This is a genomic window from Lysobacter hankyongensis (genome assembly GCF_039543145.1).
Lineage (GTDB): Bacteria > Pseudomonadota > Gammaproteobacteria > Xanthomonadales > Xanthomonadaceae > Lysobacter_I > Lysobacter_I hankyongensis.
Genome location: NZ_BAABJE010000002.1, coordinates 94,998 through 118,050, shown reverse-complemented (window position 1 = coordinate 118,050; position 23,053 = coordinate 94,998). Strand labels below are relative to the sequence as shown.

Genomic DNA, 23,053 nt, shown 5'->3' with positions numbered 1-23,053 from the left:
TTGTCCTGCGACGGTCAACACGACGCGCGATGCCGCCAGCGATGCGGCATTGCAACATCCCCGCAATATCGACGACATGATCGTCCCGTCGCACATGCGGCGACCGCAGCGGTCGCGGCCCGGCGCTGTCGCCATGCCCGATGTGCGGCAGCCGCGCATCCGTTAGCATGGCTTTCCCCACGTTCGAACACGACAACAGGATGTCCGCGATCATCACCCCGGCGATCAACAACCCATCGGACTGGTTCCTCCGCAAAGTCCGGCCGCAATCGACGCAGTGCCGCGTCTTCTGTTTTCCCTACGCCGGCGGCGGCGGCGCGATCTATCGCGGCTGGCACGCGGCGCTGCCCGCATCGGCCGAAGTGCTCGCACTGCAGCTCCCCGGTCGCGGAGCACGCTACAACGTGGCCCCGATCGCTTCGCTCGCGCAACTGAGCACGCTGCTGGCCGATCTCGTCGCGCCGCTCATGGACCGGCCCTGCCTGTTCTTCGGCCACAGCAACGGCGCGCTGATCGGCTACGCGCTCGCGGTCGAACTGGCGAAGCGCGGCATGCCGCTGCCGCGGCATCTGGTGCTGTCGGCGAAACGTCCGCCGCACATCCCCCGCAGCGAGATCCTGCACGATCTGCCCACGCCGCAGCTGATCGAGAAGCTGCGCAACCTCAACGGCACGCCACCGGAAATCCTCGCCAATCCGGAACTGCTCGAGATCGTGCTGCCGACCCTGCGCGCCGACCTCTCGCTGAGCGACACCTACCGCCACGAGCCGGTACCGCCGCTACCCTGCCGCGCCACCCTGCTGGGAGGCACCCGGGACGCCGACGTGCCGCTGGATGCGTTGCGCCAATGGGACCGCTATTTCCGGGACACGCCCGCGCTGCACGTTTTCGAGGACGGCCATTTCTTCATCCACTCGGCGAGGGATGACGTGCTGCGCACGCTGCACCCGCTGGTGCAGGACTGCATCGCCGCGGGGTGACGCCCGCGGCGACGGATCGGACACCCTCGGTCGTCCCGGTCGTCGATCCGCATCACCGCGACCACGACCGCGACCGATGGCCTCGACTCTTCCGAAGCGGCCTCACGTCGCCGGATTGAGCTTCAACAGCGCATCGACGAACGCATCCAGCTGTTTCACCGCTTCGCCGATATCGGCCTTGCCGGCCGGAAACTCCAGCGAGGCGCCGACGCCGACCATCCGGCTGCGCATGCGGGTCAACGCGATCAGCCGGACTTCCTCGACCTGATAGGTTTCGCCGTTCAGCGTCTGCTGCATCGGCAGCACCAGATACATGCGGATCGTCCGCTCGTCTTCGCGATAGACGACCTGCTCGCCGGGCTTGCCCTGTTCGAAGCGGATGCCATCGCCGAAGCGGGCGGCGAAGGCCTCGTTGATGCGGTCGTCCCGGTCGGCGAGCTTCGGGGACAGATCGATGCGACGCAGCTTGCCGGCGATCAGGGGCCTGGCCTGCGCCCAGGATTTCGCGTCGAGTTCGACGTTCTCCAGCCCCTGCTTGGTATAGAACTCGAGCGATACATGGCGACCGTATTCGGCCGGTTCGAGATTCAGATCCTCGGCATGCAGCAGCATGTCCAGCAACAGCATGTCCGCAGGCTTCGCATCCTCGATCAGGCCGCGCATCTGCGGATCGAGATCCTCCATGGCCACGTAACCCTCGGGCAGCGGGACGATCAGGGTCTTGTCGCCGACCCGCACCACGCGGGTGGTGCCGCCGGGCGCGCCTGCGGGCGATCGGACGAGCGCTTTCTCGTTGGACGGCTGCGACGATTTTCCGTCGACGGCGGTCATCGATTCGGCGCGCGCCGTGGCGCCAGGAATGGCGAACGCCAGCAGCGCGGAGGCCAGCAGCGCGCCGAGCGTGCGCGGCATCGAAGCGGAAATCATCATGTCGAACCCGGCAGGAGGGGCGACACGCGCCCGGAATGCGGATTATAGGTGCGCAGGCGCTCCGTCACGACGACCGGCGGATGCCTGCATCTTCCCGTGGATCATGCCTTCCCGGGTTCGTCGATCGCCTCGACCTCACCGTCGAACTCGGCGGAAATGTCGGCATCCTCCCGCTCCGTCGACAGCGGCGGAAGCGGCGGCGGCTCCGCGCATGCGGTCTGCACCGCCAGACTCATGTCGTTGTGGCCCAGGCCTGACAGGCCATTGGTCCACAGAATCTCGCCGGTTCTCGCATCCAGCGCGAAGACATAGCCCTTCGACCCCGCGAAGACCCGGAAGCCTTCGCACAGCACACTGACGGTTTCGTAGCCGGTGGCCGGTAGACTGGTCTGCCATCGATCTTCGCCGGTCCGCTTGTCGATGGCCCTCACGTGACCATAGGTTCCGACGAACAACAGATCGCGGGGGTTCGGCGCTTCTTCCATGACACGCATCTCCTCGATAGGAACGCATCGCATCGCACGGCCGGGTCGCCCCCGGCCGGCGGATCATCGCTTTTTCAGCGGACCGAACAGCCGGAAGCCGAATCCGTTGTTGCGGACAAGATTCAGCGCCAGCACCGAGACGACCATCAGCGTGACCAGCTTGAAATACGGCACCAGCAACGACGCGATGACGAAGGCGCTGGCGAACCCGGACCAGCCGAGCGCATCGAGCATCGAATAGATGCCGTATGCGCCGCAGCCGAAGGCGCAGATCGCGAGGATCGCGACCGGCAGCGCCAGGATGCCGGCACCGTCCACCGAGCTGGCTTCGACGACGAGCGCAAGCACGATCACGACGATGTTCATCGCGATTGCGGCGATCACGTACCGCAATCCGATCGCCGCCTCCCGCGCGGCGCTCTCATGCCTGTGATTGCGGTTGAACGTGATGTCCTGGAAATCCTGCGTCATCGAACCGCCCCCTGATCCGGCCTGTCACAGCATGATGCCATCCAGATGATGTCATCAAGCCTGGGTGGCGCTGCCACTCACGGCGTCTGCAGCACCAGACCGTCGGCGAGGATGCGGTACTCGACCGGGGATACCGGCAAGCCCTTGCTGTCTTCCTTGAGGTGTTCGATCTGGGCCGGCGTGAGCGTCTTGCGCGACAGCACACCATGGACCTCGGCGCGGCCGGCGCTGTCCTTCGGAATCTGGAACGCATGGTCGCCGAACATCACCCGCGCGGTCTGGCCGTCGTCTTCCAGCACCATCCAGCAGCCCTCGGCCTGACAGACTTCGGCGATGCGACCGCTGAAGCGCGCGGGCTTGCCCGCATGCGCATCGAACCGGGCGACCGCCTGCGCGATCGGCGTGGACACGCCTTCCGGCAGCGGCTTGCCGTAAGGTTTGGCGTCGCCGGCCTGGACGGCCGCGGCGAAGGTCAACAGGGCGAGAACGGCGAACATGCGCATGAAGCGGCTCCGGTGGAAATCGATGCGGGAAGATACCGCGGGCGCGCAGGCTTTGCGAAGGCCGTCGTGCGCCTACCCGCCCTTCGCGCCCTGGACGTAGACGTTGGCCCAGTCCACTTCGTAGATCCACTGGGTGCCGGGCGCCGTGGCCGCCTGCAGGTCCGCGTTGTAGGCCCAGCCCCAGTCGCTGCCGGGCACCCAGACATTCAGGGTCAGGCTCATGTCCGACTGCGGCACGCTGGTCTCGGTGCGCACCAGCGCATCGTTGATGTACCAGCGGATGTCCTCGGACGACCAGACGATCATGAAGTCGATCGGGCCGGAAAAATCGACCGTGGTCGGCACGACCAGATCGATGCCGCTGTTGTCGTCGAGGTAGACGTTGGTGTTGATCGCTTCGTGCGCGCCCTGCCAATAATTCGATGCGAACTCGAAATCGATCTCGTCGTGCTGGAACGGATCGGTCGACAACAGGTTGTAGCTGAAGAGCGACGCCACCGCGCCGCCCGGCATGCCGAACGGGCAGCGCACGCGCGCCTGGAACGCGACCTTCTCGTAACTGCCCAGTCCCCATTTTTCGCGCGTGCTGATCTGCGCGCCCAGAAACGAGGTGTTGTCCGGATCGCGCGGATTCCAGGAACTGAGGATCAGCTGCGCGCGTCCGTTGGCCACCGGCACGCAGCCCAGCGGAATGCCGAAGTCGGGCAGGTTGCGCAGCGCGGTCCGTCCGAGAAACGAAGGGTTGTCGCTGCTCGAGATCCAGTGCGGACTGGTCCAGACCGTGCGGTCCACATCGGGTCCGTCGGAAAACGACAGATTCGCGGCGACCGTCCATCCATCCGCGGCCTGCAGGACATTCGTTTGCAGCGTCTTGCTCATCACCGGCTCCCTGTGCGTGGCGTTTCGAGGCGCGACGACATCGTCGGCCAGTCGATTCCCTGTGTGCGCTTCGGCGTGTCCGATCACGGATGTCCCGTGGATCGGCGCCCCCTGTTGCATGTTGTCGTACCCGTGTCGATGGGCCTGTTCCGTGACATCGCGCATCGGCTCCAATCCGATTCCAGCCATGCACGCCTCGAATATACCGCCGCCCGGAGACGCGGCGCAATCGTGCGCCCGGCGCTGTCCTTTCCGGCGAAGACCCGGTACAACATCGCGCATCCGCGAACGCCATGTACGCCGCCATCGACGCCACCATGATCGACCGCCAACGACTCTATCGCGACGGCTATGCCCTGCTGCAGCGCGCGGTTCCGGCCGAATGGCTGGACGAACTTCGGGATACCTTCGATGCGGGCGTCATTCCGTCGGACCGCTGGCCCGTGCCGCGCGGCGCGGACTGGCGCCATTCGCAACTGGATCTCGATCCGAAGGTGCAGGCCGTCTGCCGGCTGCCGTCGTTGCTGGCCGTAGTCGGCGCGCTGATCGGCGAGCGCTTCTTTCTCGCCCAGGTCGAGGGCCGCGAGCCGCTGGCCGGCGGCGGTCAGCAGGGCCTTCATCGCGACTTCTCGGCGGACCGGCCCGGCGACACCGTGAACGCGCTGGTCTTTTTCGACGACTACGGCCCCGACAACGGCGCGACGCGCCTCGTCCCCGGCACGCATCGCTCCGCGCCGGACGCACCGTCGCCCGACCTCGCCGACGAATCGGGTTCAGTGCAACTCGCGGGCCACGCGGGCGACATCCTCGTGTTCGATGCCGACCTGCTGCACGCCGGCAGCCTCAACCACAGCGGCGCGCGCCGACGCTCGCTGCTGATCGGCTATTTCGCCGAACATCGCTACGCCTCGCACCTCGCCACCGCGCACCTGCGCAACATCCACATGGATACGAGCGAGCGATTCGATCCGTAAAGGTGTTGGGCGCACATCGCAGGCTCACGGCGCGTCCGGTCGGGTCGCGATCCAGTTGAACAGGAACTCGCGATGCTCGGCCCAGGTCTGGCCGACCGCCTTGCCGTCGATCAGGCACACCGCGGTGTGATACAGCCCCTGGCCGTCGGTGGTGCGGAAGCTGGCGCACAGGCGCCCGCGATCCCGCTTCCAGCGCCCGGCCAGGATGTCGCTCTGATAGAAGCGGCCGGTCACGCTGCGATCGGCCGCAAGCGTGAGCGTCATCGGCTGGGTATAGGGTTTGCCGGGCTCGGTCGACAGGTCGACGACCCAATCGCCATCGAGCGAAGGCTCCGCGGCGCAGACCGCGGAAGCGCAGAACATGAGGGCGAGACACGCGAGGATGCGCATGGCGGTGCTCCTGTCGGGCAAGTGGATACGGCGTCCGGATGATGCACGGGCTGGCCGGCAACTCATGCAGCTACGGCGTCCCGCGGGTATCGGATGCAGGCACCGTCATGCAGGCCTCGACCCGTCTTGCGCGCAGTTGAACCCGACATCGCCGCCCAGCCGACACACCGACCATTCAATCCAAAAAAATTATCGAAAATTTAACGACGTGTCGCGTACCAATCTTCATGTCGATTACGACAAGGAGCATACGAACATGATGCCATTCAAATCCATGATCATCGCAGCCGCGTTTTTCATCACGCTAGCCAGCATCGCGACATCGGCGAAAGCCGAAGTCTACGAACTGGGATGGCCCTATCCGCCGAACAATCTCGAACCGTATCCGGCGCGCAACCAGTATCCCCCGCTGTGCGATCCGACCAACAAGCCCGGGCCCGACCGGCTGCGTGGTCTGCTGAGCTTCTGGTTCGGCGCGCCCAATCAGTACAACCCGAACTGGCACATCGGCCGGCCGTGCAACGTCAGCGCGACGTCGTATCATCGCGAAGGCAGAGCGCTCGATTTCTACGTCAACGCCACCGATCCCCGCGCGCAGGCGATCGTCAACTGGATCCTCGCGACCGACGAATACGGCAATCCGCATTCCAAGGCGCGCCGCCTCGGCATCATCGAGATCATCTGGAAGGATTCGATCTGGTCCTCCGATCAACCGGGAGGCTTCCGCAGTTGCCCTACCTGCGGCCCGCACTACGACCACATCCACTTCAGCTTTTCCCGCGAAGGCGCCAATGCGCAGACGTCATGGTTCACCACCAACGATCTCGTCAGCAGCGCCGCATGCGCCAGCGGCACGGCGCAGGTGAAGTACTGGACCTACCCCAGCGGCTTCGGCCCGCTGCGTCATGTTCGCCGGATCGACTACGCCGGCAGCGCCTACGCGACGCAGTCGTCGTTGGCAGGCTCGCCCTGGCGCGTCTACACCTCGCTGGGCCCGACCGTGGTGGCCGCCAACGCGCCGGTCAGCGCGCTTTACGGCGCGCGCGCGTACCTCGGCGCCTGTACGGTCACGCTGTTTTAGCGCGTCGTTGTGGTGAGGGCGGGGCCGCCGTTCGCGGTTCCACCCTCGCCGAGCCTACCCAGTCCGCGGGTAGAACGCCCTGTCGCACGAAACGGTGGAATGAGGAATACCGCCACTCGCCGGGCCGCTGCGCCCAATAGCGGCGTTGCCAGATCGCACGTTCCCGTCTTGAAGTCCGCGATGGCGATCCGTACCCGCGATCATCGATAGATCGCGAAAATTCACCCTTGATACGGTTCCATCGGGCCGGAAAATCCGCACCCCCTTCCGGCAACGACCAGAGACAGTGCGGGTGATCGGGCAACACCACGCATGCCGGCATCGCGAACGGGCGCCACGCCCGAACCACACGAAACGCATGCGACAGCGCATCGATGCGTTCGCTCAGTATCGCAGTCCGACGATCGACAACGGCGACCGTGAAGAAATAGGTTCCACCCGGTACCAATCTGCGGCGATAGTTCGGCATGGCTCATCATCGCCATGCGGCATGCGTCGTCCCATCAGACAATCCCTCGCCTCACCGCCAGAAAACCCCGGTCATCGTAGGGTAAGCCCCTGGCCCACCATCATGACGCCCACACACTGCTGGCCATCAACGAAGCGGAACGCATAACACCGAACGACGCAGGGCATTCGATTGCCGGAACGGTGGGCCAGGGGCCCGCCCTGCTTGCTGAAGAGCCACCGCCATGGCATGGGCTTCGAAGACTGCCAGACGCGCGACGAGCGCAGATTGTCGGTGTTGCTGTTGCTGAACATGCTGGCGGGGTTCACGGCATGGCTGTTGGGATTGGCGTTGGCACAAGGAGCCGTGAAGGTAGACCCAATGGCGGCCCGACCTTCACTGCTGCACAGCGACTCGGTCTTCCAAAGAGCGATGGAGTGGTTGCGAATGTCAATCTGGCCACCAGCGCTGACCGATGCGGTCAACGCGGTACTGCGGTGTTTTATCGAAACCGCTTCAATCGCAGCATGAAATGTGGGGATACCTCAGGCTTGAGCCCGCCCTACGGCGTTTGCCGCCCGTTCGCGACAAGTCCACCTTGAGCGCTTGCAGATCGCTCCAGTCAACCTGCCTCCAATTCGCTCTCACTCATTTCGCGTGCCCTCTGGGCAGCCGACTTTCCCTCTTCGAATGTCTGCACTTCCCATGCCGCGGGCCTCTCCTCGCGGAATTTCGTTTCTACGGCGATAGCTTCATCGGTCTGCCCGAGAGCGAACAGGCAGTGCGCCAGTGTCGCGAAAATCCATTTGTGATCGCTTCGTTCCTGAAAGGTATCGCTTTCGATGATCGGCTTCAGGAGCGCGACAACCTCTTGGCGCGTTCGCATCGCCGAAATCCTGTAGAACACCCGATCCGACCCGGAGGCCGCTTCGGCCAGCCAATCGTAACAGAGCGCCAGGTTTTCCCCATTGTAGTAGTCGCGACGGATTTCGAAGCCCCGGCGATACAATCTTGAAGCCCGCTCCAGTTGGACCGGATCTTTCGACTCTTGCCAAAGCCGCTTGTGGATGGCTCCCGCCAGCCCTGTCGTCTCGGGATCATTCGTCTCATCAGGATGCAGATCCTCGATGATGCGCAAGGCGTCAATCAGGGCCGAGAACTTCGAAGGCTTGGCCGCTTTGTACGTGCTCAGCGCCAGCCGCTGAAGAATGTAGGTATCGCCCGGGCGGAGCTCCCTGGCAGATGAGAAGGCCAGAACGGCACTTCCGAAGTCGCTGCTCTTGATCGCGGTTTCGCCGGCTTCCAACAGCGTCGCCAGGCGCGCTTGCTCATCTTCGGCCGAATCGAGGAGGCTCTCGTATTCTTCATCGGTCAGGCGTGGCTGCTGCAGCTTCGGAAGAAACGTATAGACCGGGCTATCCGGATTTCGCGAATTCTCGGCCCCATCGATCAATGCCGCCAGAGCGGCCTTCGCCCGCCTCGCCTCCCTTGAGCCGATGTCATCACCCAGATGCTCGTACTCGAAGGTATTGATGTGATTGAGATCGAAGTAGAGTCTGCCTCTCGACTCCTTCATGATGATCGTCGATCTCGGGCGCAACGCATGCCTCACGCCGAGTTCGTAAACCGCATTGACGTTCCCGGTCGAGATGTCCGCGATCACCAGATCGGCGCGCAGAAGCATTTCATACATCGGCAAATCGATGAGTCCCGTATGCGAGATCTTGTCGCCGCGTATGCATCGGTAGCCCTTCGCTTCGGCTGCCGGCGCAATGATTTCGCTGTAGGTTGCGTCAAGATCGAGGGCCCGGCCCGACTCATAGTCAGTCTTTCGGCCGAATCCCATTACGACAAAACACACCGGTTGCCCGCTGGCGTCCATGCTCGCCCCCATATGAATCAAGCGTTGTTTTTCGCGTCATCAAGGGCACCCATGACGCCATCCCACTCATGGCAAGTGACCCATGACGTCCTGCACTCCAACAGTCCCGGCGGAGGAATCCAGTTCCGTCGGGCGCATCAGCCGAAGGCGTCATGGGCCATTACACCTCACCGAGGCCGGGGGTTCAACGGGGTCACCCCTGTTTTCCTGGGCACTTGCGAGAAGGCCGAACCGACATCGCTGGGCGCATCAGCCGGAGGCGTCCTGCGCCATGATGCGTTGGCCGGCGTCGGTATTGCCGAAGAAGATGCATGACGCTCCGCGGACGCACCCTGCTGCGCATGCGCCTTGCGGTCGTCATCGAAGCGGCAGGCGCTTGCAGCAGGTGCGGATGTCCTCGGCGCCCTTGGCGGGGTCGACCTCGTACGCCATCGATCCCGCTTCGTACTCGAACGTCGCGATGCCCGTGGTCGGGCCGCGGGTATAGCTGCCGCTGATCTGCAGATACTTGGTCTCTCCCGGCTTGATGTCGATGACGAAAGCGAGATCGGGCCAGCCCGTATCCTTGGACCAGTTGACGACGATGTCGTGCCGCCCGGCCGGAAGCGCCATTTCGGCGTAGGTTCGCTGCTTCGGGCGGAACATCAGCCGGTCGTCCACCATCACCTTCGGCGTCCGCAAGGTCGGATAGGCGTTGATGCGATAGACCACGAAACGCCCAGGGGCGTCGACATCGGCGGAATCCACCGTCTGCATCGTCGCAGTGGCCTGAGGCGGTGCGGGCGCGTCCTGCGCGAACGCGCTGCCGACCGCGATGGCGGGGGCCAGAGCGGACGCCCACATCGCACGTCTCACAGAGGTGTTTGGCATAGCCGCCTCGGGATGTTCCTGGTCGGGATTAGGTCGATTTGTGCGAGTCGGTAAAATAAACCTGACTCCATTTTTCGCGCCCACCCTGCAAAGGCATATGCGTCTTGCGGCCTGGTTGTCCAGACGCGTTGATGGGCGCTTTTACAGGCGATTCTCGGCAACAATCTCGTCGATCCATGCATCGAACGCAGCACGGAGCGCTTCCGAGCGCTCGGCATCCTCCGCACAGTCGCAGAAACCGTTGAAGGACAGCATGCGCCCATTGATCGGCGCGATCGCGGCGAAGATCAACAGGTCCGCGGACAACTTGCGGCCATTGCCCTGGGCGCTCGTCGACATCCGCGTGAACATGCGAACCGAGTCGTCGCTGCGATACAGCACAGGCTGGCCGATGGCGTCGATATCGATCCGGTATGGGCCTTCGAGTTTGCGCTGCGCGCTTTCGTTGATCATGTCTTCGAAGGCATCGGCCGCATTGGGCACATCGACTCGCCGCGCGATGCGCAGGTAGTTTTCGCGTTCATCCCGCCATTCCTGAGGTGTCGGCTCGCGTCCCGCCCATTTTCGATCTTCGTAGACATGGAACATCCGGCCTTCGACGATTTTTCCGGCGCGCATCCGTTCCAGATCCAGCGGGGTCACAAGCACCTCGATCAGACGCTTCCCCGGCGGTGTCGTGACATCCAGCAGCTTGAAGATCTCCGGGTCCACCTCGCTGACTGGGACGTGGTCCGGCGGCGCCGGTACGGACACCGTACGGCCGGCCAGCTCGACCTTGAACCCCTGCGCCTGCACCGTCGTCGCCATGCACAGCAGACACAGGCACCCGACAAGCCATCGCCCGATCAGGCGCGCGACATCATTCTGCATCGTCATTGCATCCCCCGATTCGTCCATGAAGCGTAGGCGTTGATGCGATCCTCCACAAGACGTGCGATGGCATCGACATCACATCGGTGGAGGCCGCCTCATGTCGTGTCGTTGAATCAGAAGACGCGCACCGTAGGGTGGCGGTGAGCGCAGCGAATCCCACCATGGATACATCCGTCGCCGCAGACCCAAAAGCGAACGGCCGCGATGGGGCGGCCGTTGCGGTCTTGCGTTGAAGGTCGGCGCGAGCGTCGCGTCGCATGGTGGGGTTCGCTGCGCTCACCGCCACCCTACGATGCATCGCGGGAGTCTACCCTACGCACTTGAGCCCTACCTACGGCGCTTTCAGTCGCATCACATGGAAAGTCGACTATGACCCCTGTTTTTCTTCTTCGCGGGTCAAGACCCGCCTTACGTAGGGCGATTCTAACCCGCCTTATGGGTTTTTCAATTCACATTATTGAAGAAGAGGAAGATAGCTTATCCAAACGCCGAATCATACTGACTTTCCTTTTATCTCCACCCCCTCTCATTATTTCAATCCGACTCGGATCGTTTGAAAAAAATAGAATTACAGCTTCTTTTTCATCTCCGCCCAATATGGTTACGAGAGAATTTCCGGAGCTCCTTCTCTTTTTTTCATAGGTTCCATAAACTGCTCGGCCACGAATAGTTCCATCAATTTTCACATCATACGGCTCAGGCTTTTCGTCTGTTGCAAACACGCTTCGCAACCTAACCGACGATGGCGATTCTAAAATAGAACCTCGTGCAGTGAATTTCACGCCATCTATATTAATCACGAACTCAGCACCATCAAGCATCCACGCGCCTTCAGGATTCGGAGCATCATCGGAAACAAGAGCTTCACCCATTCTTCTATAAAACCCAGAAACCTCTTGCGCAGACGTGATAATCCCCCGTTCCGCATCCCTTTCTTTTTCTATCGAATCCTTTACCTGAGATAAGGCAGCATCAACATTCTTATGATGGTCTTTAACACCTAAAGCACTCTCGCAGATATCACGAGCTTCATCCAAGAAACCCGAACGGAGCAACCGATAAGCCATATTGCTTGCGGCCAAAGTTCCCCCCATAGCTTTTGATTTCTTGTATGCGGTTATTGAACTGATTGGAAGCTTTTGATTTTCGTAAGCAACGCCTAGATTATTCCAAGCCACTTCACTACGATCTTTGTATGGAATACGGAGATAGTGAAAAAGCGCCATATCAGCCATGCCAGCATCGGAGTATGCATAAGCAAGATCAAATCTCATTGAATGATCGTCAGGGCTGTGTTCGAGAAGTTGCTCCATTGAAGCGAAAAAGAATCCATTCTCTTTTCTGGCTTTTGAAAAATACTTCTCCGCCGACAAGGCTGCAGATCTAAGAGACACATCACGTGCTGCAATTTCCCTCACAGTGACCAGAACATTCTCCGCAAAAGCCGGATCTTTTTCCGCCGCGGAACTAACCGCCTCCACTAAAAGTTCAATTTTTACCTTGGGGACTGACTCGCAGCTAGATGCCTCAACAAATATCTCGGCAGCCTTCAGATCTTCGCCGAGCGCTTTGTATGAAAGCGCTAAATACTTAAGGATTGCTGGGCTTTCGAGACTCTGACGCGCCATGCTCGCAATTTTTTCTATCCGTCCAGCCCTTCCAAACTGAATCTTCATGTATTCTGCAAAAGCAGGCCAAGCCTCTTTTTCTGAAGGGGTGGAGCCGGCCGACTCGTAAAACGCCTTTTCTATACTGGCTGCCTTCTCAATATCATCAATCGCCGTGTAATGCATGAACGCGATTTCGTATTGATCTATGCTCCATGTATGGTCCGGCAGAAACCAATTCGAGACGCCGCCTTCATTTTCAACGCTTGCCGGCGCGCTTGATCCGGCCAAGGCATCCATGCCTTCTGGAATGGCAGAAGAGAGAGCGGCGACCATTTGGAGCAGCCGCTCAAAAGACTCTTCTGGACGACTACGATTAAATGGGATGTATTCAAGGCTGCCCTGGATACCGCCTGGGGATCTCACTCCGTCTTCAACTAAGAGGATGACATGGAGGCCGCGACCAACTGCCAATCCAATCTCTTGAATGATCCAATCCGATGTTTTCCAAACGTAATCTTGGTCTTTGGCGTATCTGTGTCCAGAGAAAATAAATTTGCCATCCTTTAGTGCGGAAGGCGATACAACCAGTTCTTTTCTTGTGCAAATTCCAATGAAGACATTCTTGCCTTCAAATAACCTGAGCACTTTGTCATCAATCGCAGATGCCTCAGGATGCTCGGCATGCTCCCAATTGAAATGGGGATTCAACTCTCGTATTGCACTGAAGTACTTCAGGAATTTCTCAATTACCTGATGGTCATCTTGCGTGAAGCTGTGGCCTACAAACGCATACAGAGTCTTCATACCACCGCCACCCCCTCACCCACACTTCGAATACCCACAATTCAAACAGGTCGCGCACCCGTCCATGATGACGACCGCTTTCGTCGAGCACTTGTGGCACATCGTCGCCGACGGCGGAAAACTCACGCCTTCGCCGGTGACTTCGATCTCTTCGTGATGGATGGCCGGGGCGGCCCCGGTCACGTCAGGCTTTTTTTTTGAGCGGTTCTCTTCGTAGGCGCGGCGCTTTTCGGCGATCAGGGCGCGCTGGGTGTCGCTCATTTCGGGATCGTGCATGAGGCCGATCGTCTTGAGGTGGTCCTCGACGATCATGCCCAGTTCGGCGACCAGCGAGGGCATGTAGACGCCGCCGGCCTTGTAGTAACCGCCCTTGGGATCGAACACGGCCTTCATTTCCTCGACCAGGAAGGTCACGTCGCCGCCCTTGCGGAACACGGCGGACATGATGCGGGTGAGGGCGACGATCCACTGGAAGTGTTCCATCGACTTCGAGTTGATGAAGATCTCGAAGGGGCGGCGCTGTTCGTGCTCGTTGCCGGCGTTGAGCACGATGTCGTTGATCGTCACGTACATGGCGTGTTCGACCAGCGGGGATTTGATCTTGTAGGTGCTGCCGATCAGCACTTCGGGGCGCTCGATGCGCTCGTGCATCTGGATGACGTCGGCGACCGGCAGCGACTGCTCGGCTTCGACGGTGGCGCGCGGCACGGAGGCGCCGGCGACGGCGGCCTTGTCTTCGGGTTTGACGACGGCGTAACCCTTGATTTTCTTGTCGATCTTGACGGCCATGGCGCGTGTTTCCGGATGCTGTGTGTGGTGTGTGGGCGGTACGCCCGTCTCCCCGCCGGGGCGGAGAGACGGGATGACGCGGGATTACTTCTTCTTCGCGGCCTTCTTGGCGGCCTTTTTCGGTGCCGCTTTCTTCGCCGCCTTCTTCACGGTCTTTTTCGCGGCGGCCTTCTTCGCCGGCGCTTTTTTCGCAGCGGCCTTCTTCGCGGCCGGTTTCTTCGCCGTGGCCTTCTTGACCGCCTTCTTCACTGCGGTCTTCTTGGCGGCGGCCTTCTTCGCGACTTTCTTGGCGGCCTTCTTCGCGGTCTTCTTGCCGCCGGCGACCTTGGCCTTTACGGTCTTCACCGCGGAGGCGGCCTTGGCCTTGGCGTCGTCGACGACCTCACCGGCCTTCTTGCGGGCCTTGGCTGCGGACTTCTTGGCCTTGCCGACGGCCTTGCTCACCGCTTTTCCGGCCTTGGTGTTGGCGACCGCGTCGCCGACTTCCTTCGCCTTGTCCGCCACCGCTTCGGCGGCGTCGGAAAGCGCTTCCGTAATCACATTGCCATTGCTCATGGTGGTTCCTCGTCAGGGGATGCACGGGCGGAACGCCCGTGAGCGAAATGTAGCGCGATCCGCGGCCATGCGGTGAGACGAACGGGCGAAGGCGATGGGCGGCGCCGGGGCGGGTTCATGCGCCCTTCCCGGCCTTCCCCCGCGGGCGGGAGAAGGCGGGAAACGAAGGGTCAGAACTTGCCGTAGTAGCCTTCTTTCAGCGCGTCGAAGAGATTGGCGGCGGAGTGCATTTCGCCGTCGTATTCGATCTCTTCGTTGCCCTTGACCTCGATGATGCTGCCGTCTTCCAGCTCGAACCGGTACAGGGTGTTTTCCAGGTCCGATTCCTTCACCAGCACGCCCTGGAAGGCGGCCGGGTTGAAGCGGAAGGTGGTGCAACCCTTGAGGCCCTGCTGGTAGGCGTAGCGGTAGATGTCCTTGAAGTCCTCGTACGGGTAGTCGGTGGGGACGTTCGCGGTCTTGGAGATCGAGCTGTCGACCCATTTCTGGGCCGCGGCCTGCACGTCGACGTGTTCCTTGGGGCTGATGTCGTCGGCGGAGATGAAGTAGTCGGGCAGCTTCGCGTCGGCTTCGTCGCTGAACGGCATCGCCTTCGGGTTGATCAGCTCGCGGTAGGCCAGCAGCTCGAAGCTGTAGACGTCGACCTTTTCCTTCGACTTCTTGCCTTCGCGGATCACGTTGCGGCTGTAGTGGTGCGCGAACGAGGGTTCGATGCCGTTGGAAGCGTTGTTGGCCAGCGACAGCGAGATGGTGCCGGTGGGTGCGATCGAGCTGTGGTGGGTGAAGCGGGCGCCGGTCTCGGCCAGCGCGTCCACCAGCTCCGGGGCCACCGTGGCGACGCGCTGCATGTAGCGGCTGTAGCGGGCGTGCAGAACCTTGCCGGGAATCTCCTGGCCGACCTTCCAGCCGTCCTTCGCCATTTCCGGACGCTTGCGCAGCATTTCGGCGGTGACCGGGAAGCGCTCTTCCATGATCGGCGCGGCGCCCTTTTCCTGCGACAGCTGCAGCGCGACTTCCCAGCCGGCGACGGCCATGTCGCGGGCGATGCGGTCGGTGAAGTCCAGCGACGGCGCGCTGCCGTACTTCATGCCGAGCATGGTCATGGTGCTGCCCAGGCCGAGGAAGCCCATGCCGTGGCGGCGCTTGCGCATGATCTCGGCGCGCTGCTGTTCCAGCGGCAGGCCGTTCACTTCGACCACGTTGTCGAGCATGCGGGTGAACACGCGCACGACTTCCTTGTATTCCTCCCAGTCGAATTCGGCCTGGTCGGTGAACGGCGCGCGCACGAACTTGGTGAGGTTGACCGAGCCCAGCAGGCAGGCGCCGTAGGGCGGCAGCGGCTGTTCGCCGCAGGGGTTGGTGGCGCGGATGTTCTCGCACCACCAGTTGTTGTTCATCTCGTTGACCTTGTCGATCAGGATGAAGCCCGGCTCGGCGTAGTCGTACGTCGAGACCATGATCATGTCCCACAGGTGACGGGCGCGGATGTGGCCGTAGATCTTGCAGGCCACCAGCCCGTCGTCGCGGGTGATGTAGTTCTTGTGGGTCGGCCATTCGCGCCAGACCACCTGTTCGGCGTTGTGCACGTCGAGGTCGCCGACTTCCTTCTCGTTGATCGGGAAGACCAGCGGCCAGTCGGCGTCGCTTTCCACCGCCTGCATGAAGCCGTCGGTGATCAGCAGCGACAGGTTGAACTGGCGCAGGCGGCCGTCTTCGCGCTTGGCGCGGATGAAGTCCTTCACGTCCGGGTGGGAGACGTCGAAGGTGCCCATCTGGGCGCCGCGACGGCCGCCGGCCGAGGACACGGTGAAGCACATCTTGTCGTAGATATCCATGAAGGACATCGGGCCCGACGTGTAGGCGCCGGCGCCGGCGACGAACGCGCCGCGCGGACGCAGGGTCGAGAATTCGTAACCGATGCCGCAGCCCGCCTTCAGGGTGAGGCCGGCCTCGTGGACCTTTTCGAGGATGCCGTCCATCGAGTCGGTGATGGTGCCCGACACGGTGCAGTTGATCGTCGAGGTGGCCGGCTTGTGTTCCAGCGCGCCCGCATTCGAGGTGATGCGGCCGGCCGGGATCGCGCCGCGGCGCAGGGCCCACAGGAACCGTTCGTACCAGTATTTCTGCTTCTCGCCGCTCGGCTCGGCATCGGCCAGCGCGCGCGCGACCCGCTGGTACGTGGCGTCGATGTCGCCATCGACGTCCTCGCCCTGCTTGGTCTTGAGTCGATATTTCTTGTCCCAGATGTCCCAGGAAGCCGGCTGCATCGGAATTTCCGCGGCGGCTTCCGCTTTGGCGACAGCCTCAAGACGCACAGTGCTCATCCACTCCCATCCTCGTCGTTGCGGGCCGCGGCTGTGCCGTCGGCCTCTTGTTCTGTGTGGTGCCGGCAGCGGAGCCCCCATGCTCCACGCTGCCAACGGATTCCGTGATGCGGTTCCGGGTCCGACCGCGATTCAAACGCTCCTGTGCGACCCGTGTCTGCTCGCCTGCCTCCTGCGATTCCGACCTGGCGATGCCCGCGACCCACCCACGCTTCCCTACAGATGTCCGTTCGATGACACCGTGGAACCAAAACTTCCGTGAAACACCATTGGTTGGGCCGTCTGCCACATGCACCCCAAGATGTAGTGGCGACGCGGGGTGCCAAGCTACGCCCCCCGGTGACCCAAGTCAACGGCTTGACGAGTTCGCAATGCGCATCCCGTCACAACCCGTCGGCGGCTATCCGGCGGACGGCGGAGGCTGTCCGAAACCGGTTTCATCCCGCGTTTAAGCCGGCCCGCGGAGACTGCGGCGGTCCGCGGCGCGGGCAGGCCGGGGCTTGATTCCCGGGGTCTTCGCCGCGATCTTCAGGCCATTCCAAACCCTCCCTGCGCGCCGCCCGGCCGCGTCCCCTGCGATCGCCGAACGATGACCACCGAACGCCCCGCCCGCCGCTCCGCGAAAACCTCCCTCCTGCTGGCCCTGACCGCCGCCGCCGCGTTCGGCGGTTTCGCCGCCACCTGGGTGCGCGAAACCCTGCAGACCCCGGCCCTGGCCGCGTCCGCACCGGTCGCCGCGCCGATGGTCGCGGCGCTGCCCAACGCCGTGGACGGCCAGGCCATGCCCTCGCTGGCGCCGATGCTGAAGAAGGTGACGCCTGCGGTGGTGAGCGTGCACACCAAACAGCGGGTGCGGGTGAACACGCCGTTCGGCGACGACCCGATGTTCCGCCGGATCTTCGGCATTCCCGAAGAGCGCATTTCCGAATCGCTGGGCTCGGGCGTGATCGTCGATGCCCAGCGCGGCCTGGTGCTCACCAACCATCACGTGATCGAAGGCGCCGACGACGTCTCGATCACGCTCAGCGACGGGCGCACCCTCCAGGCCGAGTTCGTGGGGTCCGATCCGGATACCGATGTGGCGCTGATGCGGATTCCCGCGGAGCGTCTGGCCGCGGTGACCCTGGCCGACAGCGACCGGCTGCTGGTGGGCGATTTCGTGGTGGCGGTCGGCAATCCCTTCGGCGTGGGCCAGACCGTGACTTCGGGCATCGTCTCGGCGGTGGGCCGCAGCGGCCTGCCCGGACTGGGTTTCCAGAACTTCATCCAGACCGATGCCTCGATCAATCCGGGCAATTCCGGCGGCGCCCTGGTCAATCTGCGCGGCGAACTGGTGGGCATCAACACCGCCAGCTTCAACCCGCGCGGCAGCATGGCCGGCAACATCGGCCTGGGCTTCGCGATCCCCAGCGATCTCGCGCGCAGCGTGATGGAACAGTTGCTGGCGAACAACGGCGTGGTCCGCCGCGGCGCGCTGGGCATCGACAGCCAGACGGTCGACGCGCGGATCGCGCAGGGGCTGGGCCTGAGCGAGGCCCGCGGCGCGGTGGTGACCCGGGTGTACCCGGGCTCGTCCGCGGCCGCCGCCGGCCTGCGCGAGGGCGACGTGATCCTCGGCGCCAACGGCCAGCGCATCGACAACAGCGACGCGCTGCGCAACTTCCAGGGCCTGCAGCCGGTGAACACCCGGGTCTCGCTGGAGGTGCGCCGCGACGGCAAGCCGTTGACCATCGCCGCGACCCTGCGCGAGCAGCCGCGCGAGATCGCCGGCGCCGGCCTCGACCCGCGCCTGACCGGCGCCACCTTCGCCGAGTTGCCGGAATCGCTGCGGCGCCAGAACGTCACCGGCGTGCTGGTGGACGATGTGGCCCGCGGCAGCCGCGCCGCCCGCAACGGCCTGCGCAAGGGCGACGTGATCCTGGCCGGCAGCATCGGCGATTTCGGCGACCTCGGCGGTTTCCGCGCCAACTTCGCCAACCCGCCGTCGGAACTGGTGCTGCGGGTGTGGCGCAACGGCCAGCAGGGCAATCTGCTGATGCAATAAGCGCATCGCGCCGTGCGCAACGCACGGCGCCCACGGCGGGGCGGCGCGGGCATTAATCTGCGCGTTCACGCCCGCAGGAATCCGGCCATGTCCACGCCCGTCGAACCGGTCTCCGAAACCTCACCCGCGCCACCGCCGCATGCGCCACGGCCGCGCTCGTCCGCCGCCGCGCTGGTGCTGGCGACGCTGGCGGTCGGCTTCACCCTCTGGGCGACCCAGGAACTGTTGCTGCCGATCCTGCTGGCGATGTTCTTCGCCCTGATCGGCAACCCGATCCTGCGCTGGCTGCAGAAGCTCTACATCCCGCGCTTCCTCGGCGCGGTCGCGGTGCTGTCCTCGGGCCTGGCCTGCGCGATCCTGCTCGGCAACCTGCTGGCGGAACCGGCGGGGGATCTGGTGCGGCAACTGCCGCGCGAATTGCGCGAGCTGTCGCCGAAGTTGCGGCAGATGACCAAGCCGGTGCAGGAAGCGAAGAAGAACGCCGAAAGCATCGCCCGCGCGGCCGGAGGCGAAGACGCCGGCACGGTGAAAGTGGTGCGCACCGAAGTGAACGATCCCTACCGCGCGATCACCGCCACCCCGCGAATGATCGCTTCGGTGCTGGCGGTGGTGCTGCTGACCCTGTTTTTCATGGTCTACGGCGAGAACCTGCAGCGGCGGGCGCTGGCGCTGCTGCCCGGGCGGCAGCAGCAGAAACTCACCGTGGGCATCCTGCAGTCGATCGAACGCGAGATGTCGCGCTATGTGCTCACCATCACCGTGATCAACGTCGCGCTGGGGTTGGTCTTCGCCGGTGCGCTGGCGCTGCTGGGACTGCCGCTGCCCGAAGCGCTGCTGTGGGGCACGCTGGCGGCGCTGCTCAACTACGCGCCGTATGTCGGGCCGCTGATCGGCATGGTCGCGATGCTGTTGATGGGATTCGTGCATTTCGACGCGCCGCTGCAGGCGCTGCTGCCGTCGGGTCTGTACCTGCTGCTGCACACGCTGGAAGGCCAATTGATCACGCCGATCGTGCTCGGCCGGCGGATGGCGCTGTCGCCCTTGATGCTGTTGCTGGCGCTGATGGTGTTCGGCTGGCTGTGGGGGATCGTCGGACTGCTGCTGGCGGTGCCGCTGCTGGCCTGTACGAAACTGGTGCTGGAACGCCTGGAAGGCATGGAACCCTGGGCGCGGCTGCTGGAATGAATGCCGCACCCCGGGCCGCCGCCGGCCATGGGGCCGGCCGGGCACCCGCGTTACACTTGCCGCCGTGAACTTCCGCATCCGCGCCATCACCCTCGACCTCGACGACACGCTGTGGCCGTTCGCTCCCATCGGCGCGCGGATCGAACGGGTGCTGGACGACTGGCTGCGCATCCACAGCCCGCGCACCGCCGCGCGCTTCCCGATCGTCGAGATGCGCGCGCTGCGCGAATGGGTCTTCGCCGGGCACCCGCACCTGCTGCACGACATGGGGGCGCTGCGCCGGCTGACGCTGGAGTACGCCTTCCGAGAAAGCGGTGAGGACCTGGCGCTGGTGCAACCGGCCTACGACGTGTTCTACGCCGAGCGCAATCGCGTGGAGTGCTATCCCGACGCGATCGACGCGCTGGCGCGGATCGCCGCGCGACTGCCGGTGGCGGCGCTGAGCAACGGCAACGCCGACCTCGTCGCGATCGGCCTGGACCGGCATTTCGCGTTCCAGCTCGGCGCACGCGAACACGGTGCCGCCAAGCCCGCGGCGAGCATTTTCCACACCGCCTGCGAACGCCTCGGCTGCGCGCCCGACGAAGTGCTGCACGTCGGCGACCACATCGAGGCGGACGTGCTGGGCGCCGCGCGCGCGGGCCTGCGCACCGCGTGGGTGCATCGCGAGGACGCGCACGCGCAGCACCCGCACTGGCCGCACGCCGACATCGTGCCGGACCTGATCGTGCCCGACATGGCCGCGCTGGCCGACCGGATCGACGCGATGCACGCCGCGACCGCACCCCGAGATTCCGACGAACCCGTTGCCGAGATCACGCCATGACCGCACTGCCCGGGCTGGTGCCCGCCGCCACCGACGACGCTCCTTCCAGCGCTGCCTTCGCGCTCTCGGTCGTGACCGCAGCGGGGTTCCCCGCATGGATCGCCGCGCATTCCGAATCCACCCGCCGCTGGCTGCAGGCGCAGGGTTTCACCGGCGCGGCCGGCACCCATGCGCTGCTGCCCGGCAGCGACGGCCTGGCCGGCGCGGTGCTGGGCGTCGGCGACCTGCACGATCCCTTCGCCTACGCGCACGCGCCCGGCGCGCTGCCCGCGGGCGACTGGCGCCTCGTCGACGATGGCCTGCCCGACGACGCGGCCCGCGATGCGCTGCACCTGGGCTGGGGCCTCGGCAGCTATCGCTTCACCCGCTATCGCGACGCCGCACGCGCGCCGGCACGGCTGGTGGCCGACGTCGACGACGACATCGCCGCGCAGCTCGCCGCCTGCGTGCGCGTGCGCGACCTGATCAACACGCCGACCGAGCACATGGGTCCGGACGAACTCGAGGCGATCGCGCGCGACATCGCGCAGACGCACGGCGCCGATCTCGACGTGCTGGCCGGCGACGATCTGCTGGCCCACAACTTCCCCGCGATCCACGCCGTCGGCCGCGCCTCGCACCGCGCGCCGCGGCTGATCGTGATGCACTGGGGCGGCAATACCGACGAAGGCCGGGCCCGCCCGCACATCGTCATCGTCGGCAAGGGCGTGTGCTTCGACACCGGCGGCCTCGACATCAAGGCCGCGGCCGGCATGCGCAACATGAAGAAGGACATGGGCGGCGCCGCGCACGCGATCGCGCTGGCCGAACTGATCATGACGCGGAAGCTGCCGGTGCGTTTCACGCTGCTGGTGCCGGCGGTGGAGAACGCGATCGGCCCAAACGCGTACCGTCCGGGCGAAGTCGTGGCCACGCGCAAGGGCATCAGCGTGGAGATCGACAACACCGACGCCGAGGGCCGCGTGATCCTCTGCGACGCGCTGACCTATGCCGGCGAACAGACGCCGGCCATGATCCTCGACTTCGCCACGCTCACCGGCGCCGCGCGCGTCGCGCTGGGACCGGACCTGCCGGCGCTGTTCAGCAACGACGATGCGCTCGCGAACGACTGGCTGTCCGCCGGCGCCGCGCACCACGACCCGCTGTGGCGCATGCCGCTGCACCGGCCGTATCTGCGCTATCTCAACAGCGGCATCGCAGACATCGCCAACGGCAGCAATTCGACCATGGCCGGCTGCGTCACCGCCGCGCTGTATCTCGAACGCTTCGTTCCCGCCGATCAGGCGTGGGCGCATCTCGACGTCTACAGCTGGAACGACAGCGATCGCCCCGGCCGGCCAGCTGGCGGCGAAGCGCAGGCGCTGCGCAGCTGCTACGCGATGTTGAAGACCCGCTTCGCCTGAGGATTCCGATGAAAACGACGCACTTCCGCCGCCTGTCCATCGTCGTCTGCGCATCGGTCGCGCTGTCGCTGGGGCTCGGCGTCGGCGCGCAGTCCGCGCGCGCGCCGACCGCTTCCGCAGCGACCGCATCGGCGACGCCGAGCGCGCAGCGCAGCGTGCTGGTGATGGGCGACTCGCTGTCCGCGGGCTACGGCCTCGCCGCATCGCAGGGCTGGGTCTCGCTGACCGCGCAGAAAGTGTCGAAGGAAAAACCGGGCTGGCGCGTGGTCAACGCCAGCATCAGCGGCGAAACCACCGCCGGTGGCGCATCGCGCATCGCCGCCGAGCTGAAACGTCACAAGCCGTCGGTGGTAGTGATCGAACTCGGCGGCAACGACGGCCTGCGCGGCCTGCCGTTGACGCAGACCCGCGCGAACCTCGCGAAGATGATCGTCGCGGCGAAGGCCGCGAACGCGAAGGTGCTGCTGATCGGCATGCGCCTGCCGCCGAATTACGGCCCCGATTACACGCAGGGCTTCGAACGCACGTTCCGCGACCTGTCGCAGCAGCACAAGACCGCGTTCGTGCCGTTCCTGCTCGAACCGGTCGCGTTCGACGATCGCGCCTTCCAGGCCGATCGCATCCACCCCACCGCCGCCGCACAGCCGAAACTGCGCGATCACGTCTGGCCCGCGCTGGCGCCGCTGCTGAAATAACACCGACGGATGAACGCGTTTCGCATCGCTGCATCCGTGCGGCGCCGCAACG

General features: G+C 64.1%; 23 protein-coding genes. 9 read left to right on the top strand and 14 right to left on the bottom strand.

Annotated elements, in window-relative coordinates; genetic code table 11:
- The first annotated feature begins 167 nt into the window (after positions 1-167).
- On the top strand, positions 168-980 hold the full coding sequence (locus ABD974_RS04410) for a thioesterase II family protein (protein ID WP_345302079.1): 813 nt from the start codon (positions 168-170) through the stop codon (positions 978-980).
- A gap of 102 nt (positions 981-1,082) precedes the next feature.
- Here ABD974_RS04410 and ABD974_RS04405 read toward each other — a convergent pair whose 3' ends face one another.
- From ABD974_RS04405 to ABD974_RS04385, 5 genes are all read right to left on the bottom strand, one after another.
- Entirely contained in the window at positions 1,083-1,910 is an 828-nt protein-coding gene (locus ABD974_RS04405; protein WP_345302078.1) for a hypothetical protein, read from the bottom strand.
- Positions 1,911-2,011: 101 nt separating this feature from the next.
- Positions 2,012-2,395 carry an outer membrane protein assembly factor BamB family protein gene (locus tag ABD974_RS04400; RefSeq protein ID WP_345302077.1) on the bottom strand — a complete coding sequence of 128 codons (384 nt, stop codon included), beginning with the start codon at positions 2,393-2,395 and terminating at the stop codon, positions 2,012-2,014.
- 63 nt (positions 2,396-2,458) lie between these two features.
- Positions 2,459-2,866 carry a hypothetical protein gene (locus ABD974_RS04395; protein WP_345302076.1) on the bottom strand — a complete coding sequence of 136 codons (408 nt, stop codon included), beginning with the start codon at positions 2,864-2,866 and terminating at the stop codon, positions 2,459-2,461.
- A gap of 77 nt (positions 2,867-2,943) precedes the next feature.
- Positions 2,944-3,369: a DUF4920 domain-containing protein gene (locus ABD974_RS04390; RefSeq protein ID WP_345302075.1), complete on the bottom strand. Its 426-nt coding sequence runs from the start codon at positions 3,367-3,369 to the stop codon at positions 2,944-2,946.
- Positions 3,370-3,441: 72 nt separating this feature from the next.
- Entirely contained in the window at positions 3,442-4,248 is an 807-nt protein-coding gene (locus ABD974_RS04385; RefSeq protein WP_345302074.1) for a glycoside hydrolase family 16 protein, read from the bottom strand.
- Between the two features lie 293 nt (positions 4,249-4,541).
- Here ABD974_RS04385 and ABD974_RS04380 point away from each other — a divergent pair, with 293 nt between their 5' ends.
- Positions 4,542-5,222, top strand: a complete 681-nt coding sequence (locus ABD974_RS04380) for a phytanoyl-CoA dioxygenase family protein (protein WP_345302073.1) — start codon at positions 4,542-4,544, stop codon at positions 5,220-5,222.
- Positions 5,223-5,246: 24 nt separating this feature from the next.
- Here ABD974_RS04380 and ABD974_RS04375 read toward each other — a convergent pair whose 3' ends face one another.
- On the bottom strand, positions 5,247-5,612 hold the full coding sequence (locus ABD974_RS04375; protein ID WP_345302072.1) for a hypothetical protein: 366 nt from the start codon (positions 5,610-5,612) through the stop codon (positions 5,247-5,249).
- Between ABD974_RS04375 and ABD974_RS04370 the strand changes: the two genes are divergently transcribed.
- Positions 5,611-6,693: a VldE C-terminal domain-containing protein gene (locus ABD974_RS04370; RefSeq protein WP_345302071.1), complete on the top strand. Its 1,083-nt coding sequence runs from the start codon at positions 5,611-5,613 to the stop codon at positions 6,691-6,693. The two genes, ABD974_RS04375 and ABD974_RS04370, sit on opposite strands and share 2 nt — an antisense overlap.
- Here ABD974_RS04370 and ABD974_RS04365 read toward each other — a convergent pair.
- Entirely contained in the window at positions 6,680-7,162 is a 483-nt protein-coding gene (locus ABD974_RS04365; protein WP_345302070.1) for an REP-associated tyrosine transposase, read from the bottom strand. The genes ABD974_RS04370 and ABD974_RS04365 overlap by 14 nt on opposite strands.
- Before the next feature lie 204 nt (positions 7,163-7,366).
- Between ABD974_RS04365 and ABD974_RS04360 the strand changes: the two genes are divergently transcribed.
- Positions 7,367-7,672, top strand: a complete 306-nt coding sequence (locus ABD974_RS04360) for a hypothetical protein (RefSeq protein WP_345302386.1) — start codon at positions 7,367-7,369, stop codon at positions 7,670-7,672.
- Between the two features lie 91 nt (positions 7,673-7,763).
- Here ABD974_RS04360 and ABD974_RS04355 read toward each other — a convergent pair whose 3' ends face one another.
- From ABD974_RS04355 to ABD974_RS04325, 7 genes are all read right to left on the bottom strand, one after another.
- Positions 7,764-9,023 carry a tetratricopeptide repeat-containing protein gene (locus ABD974_RS04355; RefSeq protein WP_345302069.1) on the bottom strand — a complete coding sequence of 420 codons (1,260 nt, stop codon included), beginning with the start codon at positions 9,021-9,023 and terminating at the stop codon, positions 7,764-7,766.
- Between the two features lie 357 nt (positions 9,024-9,380).
- The gene (locus tag ABD974_RS04350) at positions 9,381-9,866 is read right to left on the bottom strand and encodes a hypothetical protein (RefSeq protein WP_345302068.1); all 486 of its coding nucleotides are present in this window, start codon (positions 9,864-9,866) and stop codon (positions 9,381-9,383) included.
- Positions 9,867-10,034: 168 nt separating this feature from the next.
- Entirely contained in the window at positions 10,035-10,790 is a 756-nt protein-coding gene (locus ABD974_RS04345) for a hypothetical protein (RefSeq protein WP_345302067.1), read from the bottom strand.
- Positions 10,791-11,215: 425 nt separating this feature from the next.
- The gene (locus ABD974_RS04340) at positions 11,216-13,180 is read right to left on the bottom strand and encodes a tetratricopeptide repeat protein (RefSeq protein ID WP_345302066.1); all 1,965 of its coding nucleotides are present in this window, start codon (positions 13,178-13,180) and stop codon (positions 11,216-11,218) included.
- A gap of 15 nt (positions 13,181-13,195) precedes the next feature.
- A complete protein-coding gene (locus tag ABD974_RS04335; RefSeq protein ID WP_345302065.1) occupies positions 13,196-13,969 on the bottom strand; it encodes a TSCPD domain-containing protein in 774 nt (257 codons plus the stop codon).
- An 84-nt stretch (positions 13,970-14,053) separates the two neighbouring features.
- Positions 14,054-14,524, bottom strand: coding sequence for a hypothetical protein (locus tag ABD974_RS04330; protein WP_345302064.1), 471 nt, complete (start codon positions 14,522-14,524; stop codon positions 14,054-14,056).
- Positions 14,525-14,694: 170 nt separating this feature from the next.
- A complete protein-coding gene (locus tag ABD974_RS04325) occupies positions 14,695-16,848 on the bottom strand; it encodes an adenosylcobalamin-dependent ribonucleoside-diphosphate reductase (RefSeq protein WP_345302063.1) in 2,154 nt (717 codons plus the stop codon).
- A 589-nt stretch (positions 16,849-17,437) separates the two neighbouring features.
- Here ABD974_RS04325 and ABD974_RS04320 point away from each other — a divergent pair.
- From ABD974_RS04320 to ABD974_RS04300, 5 genes are all read left to right on the top strand, one after another.
- Entirely contained in the window at positions 17,438-18,892 is a 1,455-nt protein-coding gene (locus ABD974_RS04320) for a Do family serine endopeptidase (RefSeq protein ID WP_345302062.1), read from the top strand.
- Positions 18,893-18,979: 87 nt separating this feature from the next.
- A complete protein-coding gene (locus ABD974_RS04315; RefSeq protein WP_345302061.1) occupies positions 18,980-20,077 on the top strand; it encodes an AI-2E family transporter in 1,098 nt (365 codons plus the stop codon).
- Positions 20,078-20,141: 64 nt separating this feature from the next.
- Positions 20,142-20,903 carry an HAD family hydrolase gene (locus ABD974_RS04310; RefSeq protein ID WP_345302060.1) on the top strand — a complete coding sequence of 254 codons (762 nt, stop codon included), beginning with the start codon at positions 20,142-20,144 and terminating at the stop codon, positions 20,901-20,903.
- The gene (locus ABD974_RS04305; RefSeq protein WP_345302059.1) at positions 20,900-22,306 is read left to right on the top strand and encodes a leucyl aminopeptidase family protein; all 1,407 of its coding nucleotides are present in this window, start codon (positions 20,900-20,902) and stop codon (positions 22,304-22,306) included. The genes ABD974_RS04310 and ABD974_RS04305 overlap by 4 nt, the downstream gene beginning before the upstream one ends.
- Positions 22,307-22,314: 8 nt before the next feature.
- Positions 22,315-23,001: an arylesterase gene (locus tag ABD974_RS04300; protein WP_345302058.1), complete on the top strand. Its 687-nt coding sequence runs from the start codon at positions 22,315-22,317 to the stop codon at positions 22,999-23,001.
- Positions 23,002-23,053: the final 52 nt, after the last annotated feature.

Bases quoted from the DNA above. Each gene is read 5' to 3' on its own strand.
- ABD974_RS04410 (WP_345302079.1), top strand. From the start codon at position 168: ATGGCTTTCCCCACGTTCGAACACGACAACAGGATGTCCGCGATCATC.
- ABD974_RS04405 (WP_345302078.1), bottom strand. From the start codon at position 1,910: ATGATGATTTCCGCTTCGATGCCGCGCACGCTCGGCGCGCTGCTGGCC.
- ABD974_RS04400 (WP_345302077.1), bottom strand. From the start codon at position 2,395: ATGGAAGAAGCGCCGAACCCCCGCGATCTGTTGTTCGTCGGAACCTAT.
- ABD974_RS04395 (WP_345302076.1), bottom strand. From the start codon at position 2,866: ATGACGCAGGATTTCCAGGACATCACGTTCAACCGCAATCACAGGCAT.
- ABD974_RS04390 (WP_345302075.1), bottom strand. From the start codon at position 3,369: ATGCGCATGTTCGCCGTTCTCGCCCTGTTGACCTTCGCCGCGGCCGTC.
- ABD974_RS04385 (WP_345302074.1), bottom strand. From the start codon at position 4,248: ATGAGCAAGACGCTGCAAACGAATGTCCTGCAGGCCGCGGATGGATGG.
- ABD974_RS04380 (WP_345302073.1), top strand. From the start codon at position 4,542: ATGTACGCCGCCATCGACGCCACCATGATCGACCGCCAACGACTCTAT.
- ABD974_RS04370 (WP_345302071.1), top strand. From the start codon at position 5,611: ATGGCGGTGCTCCTGTCGGGCAAGTGGATACGGCGTCCGGATGATGCA.
- ABD974_RS04375 (WP_345302072.1), bottom strand. From the start codon at position 5,612: ATGCGCATCCTCGCGTGTCTCGCCCTCATGTTCTGCGCTTCCGCGGTC.
- ABD974_RS04365 (WP_345302070.1), bottom strand. From the start codon at position 7,162: ATGCCGAACTATCGCCGCAGATTGGTACCGGGTGGAACCTATTTCTTC.
- ABD974_RS04355 (WP_345302069.1), bottom strand. From the start codon at position 9,023: ATGGACGCCAGCGGGCAACCGGTGTGTTTTGTCGTAATGGGATTCGGC.
- ABD974_RS04350 (WP_345302068.1), bottom strand. From the start codon at position 9,866: ATGTGGGCGTCCGCTCTGGCCCCCGCCATCGCGGTCGGCAGCGCGTTC.
- ABD974_RS04345 (WP_345302067.1), bottom strand. From the start codon at position 10,790: ATGGACGAATCGGGGGATGCAATGACGATGCAGAATGATGTCGCGCGC.
- ABD974_RS04340 (WP_345302066.1), bottom strand. From the start codon at position 13,180: ATGAAGACTCTGTATGCGTTTGTAGGCCACAGCTTCACGCAAGATGAC.
- ABD974_RS04335 (WP_345302065.1), bottom strand. From the start codon at position 13,969: ATGGCCGTCAAGATCGACAAGAAAATCAAGGGTTACGCCGTCGTCAAA.
- ABD974_RS04330 (WP_345302064.1), bottom strand. From the start codon at position 14,524: ATGAGCAATGGCAATGTGATTACGGAAGCGCTTTCCGACGCCGCCGAA.
- ABD974_RS04325 (WP_345302063.1), bottom strand. From the start codon at position 16,848: ATGAGCACTGTGCGTCTTGAGGCTGTCGCCAAAGCGGAAGCCGCCGCG.
- ABD974_RS04320 (WP_345302062.1), top strand. From the start codon at position 17,438: ATGACCACCGAACGCCCCGCCCGCCGCTCCGCGAAAACCTCCCTCCTG.
- ABD974_RS04315 (WP_345302061.1), top strand. From the start codon at position 18,980: ATGTCCACGCCCGTCGAACCGGTCTCCGAAACCTCACCCGCGCCACCG.
- ABD974_RS04305 (WP_345302059.1), top strand. From the start codon at position 20,900: ATGACCGCACTGCCCGGGCTGGTGCCCGCCGCCACCGACGACGCTCCT.
- ABD974_RS04300 (WP_345302058.1), top strand. From the start codon at position 22,315: ATGAAAACGACGCACTTCCGCCGCCTGTCCATCGTCGTCTGCGCATCG.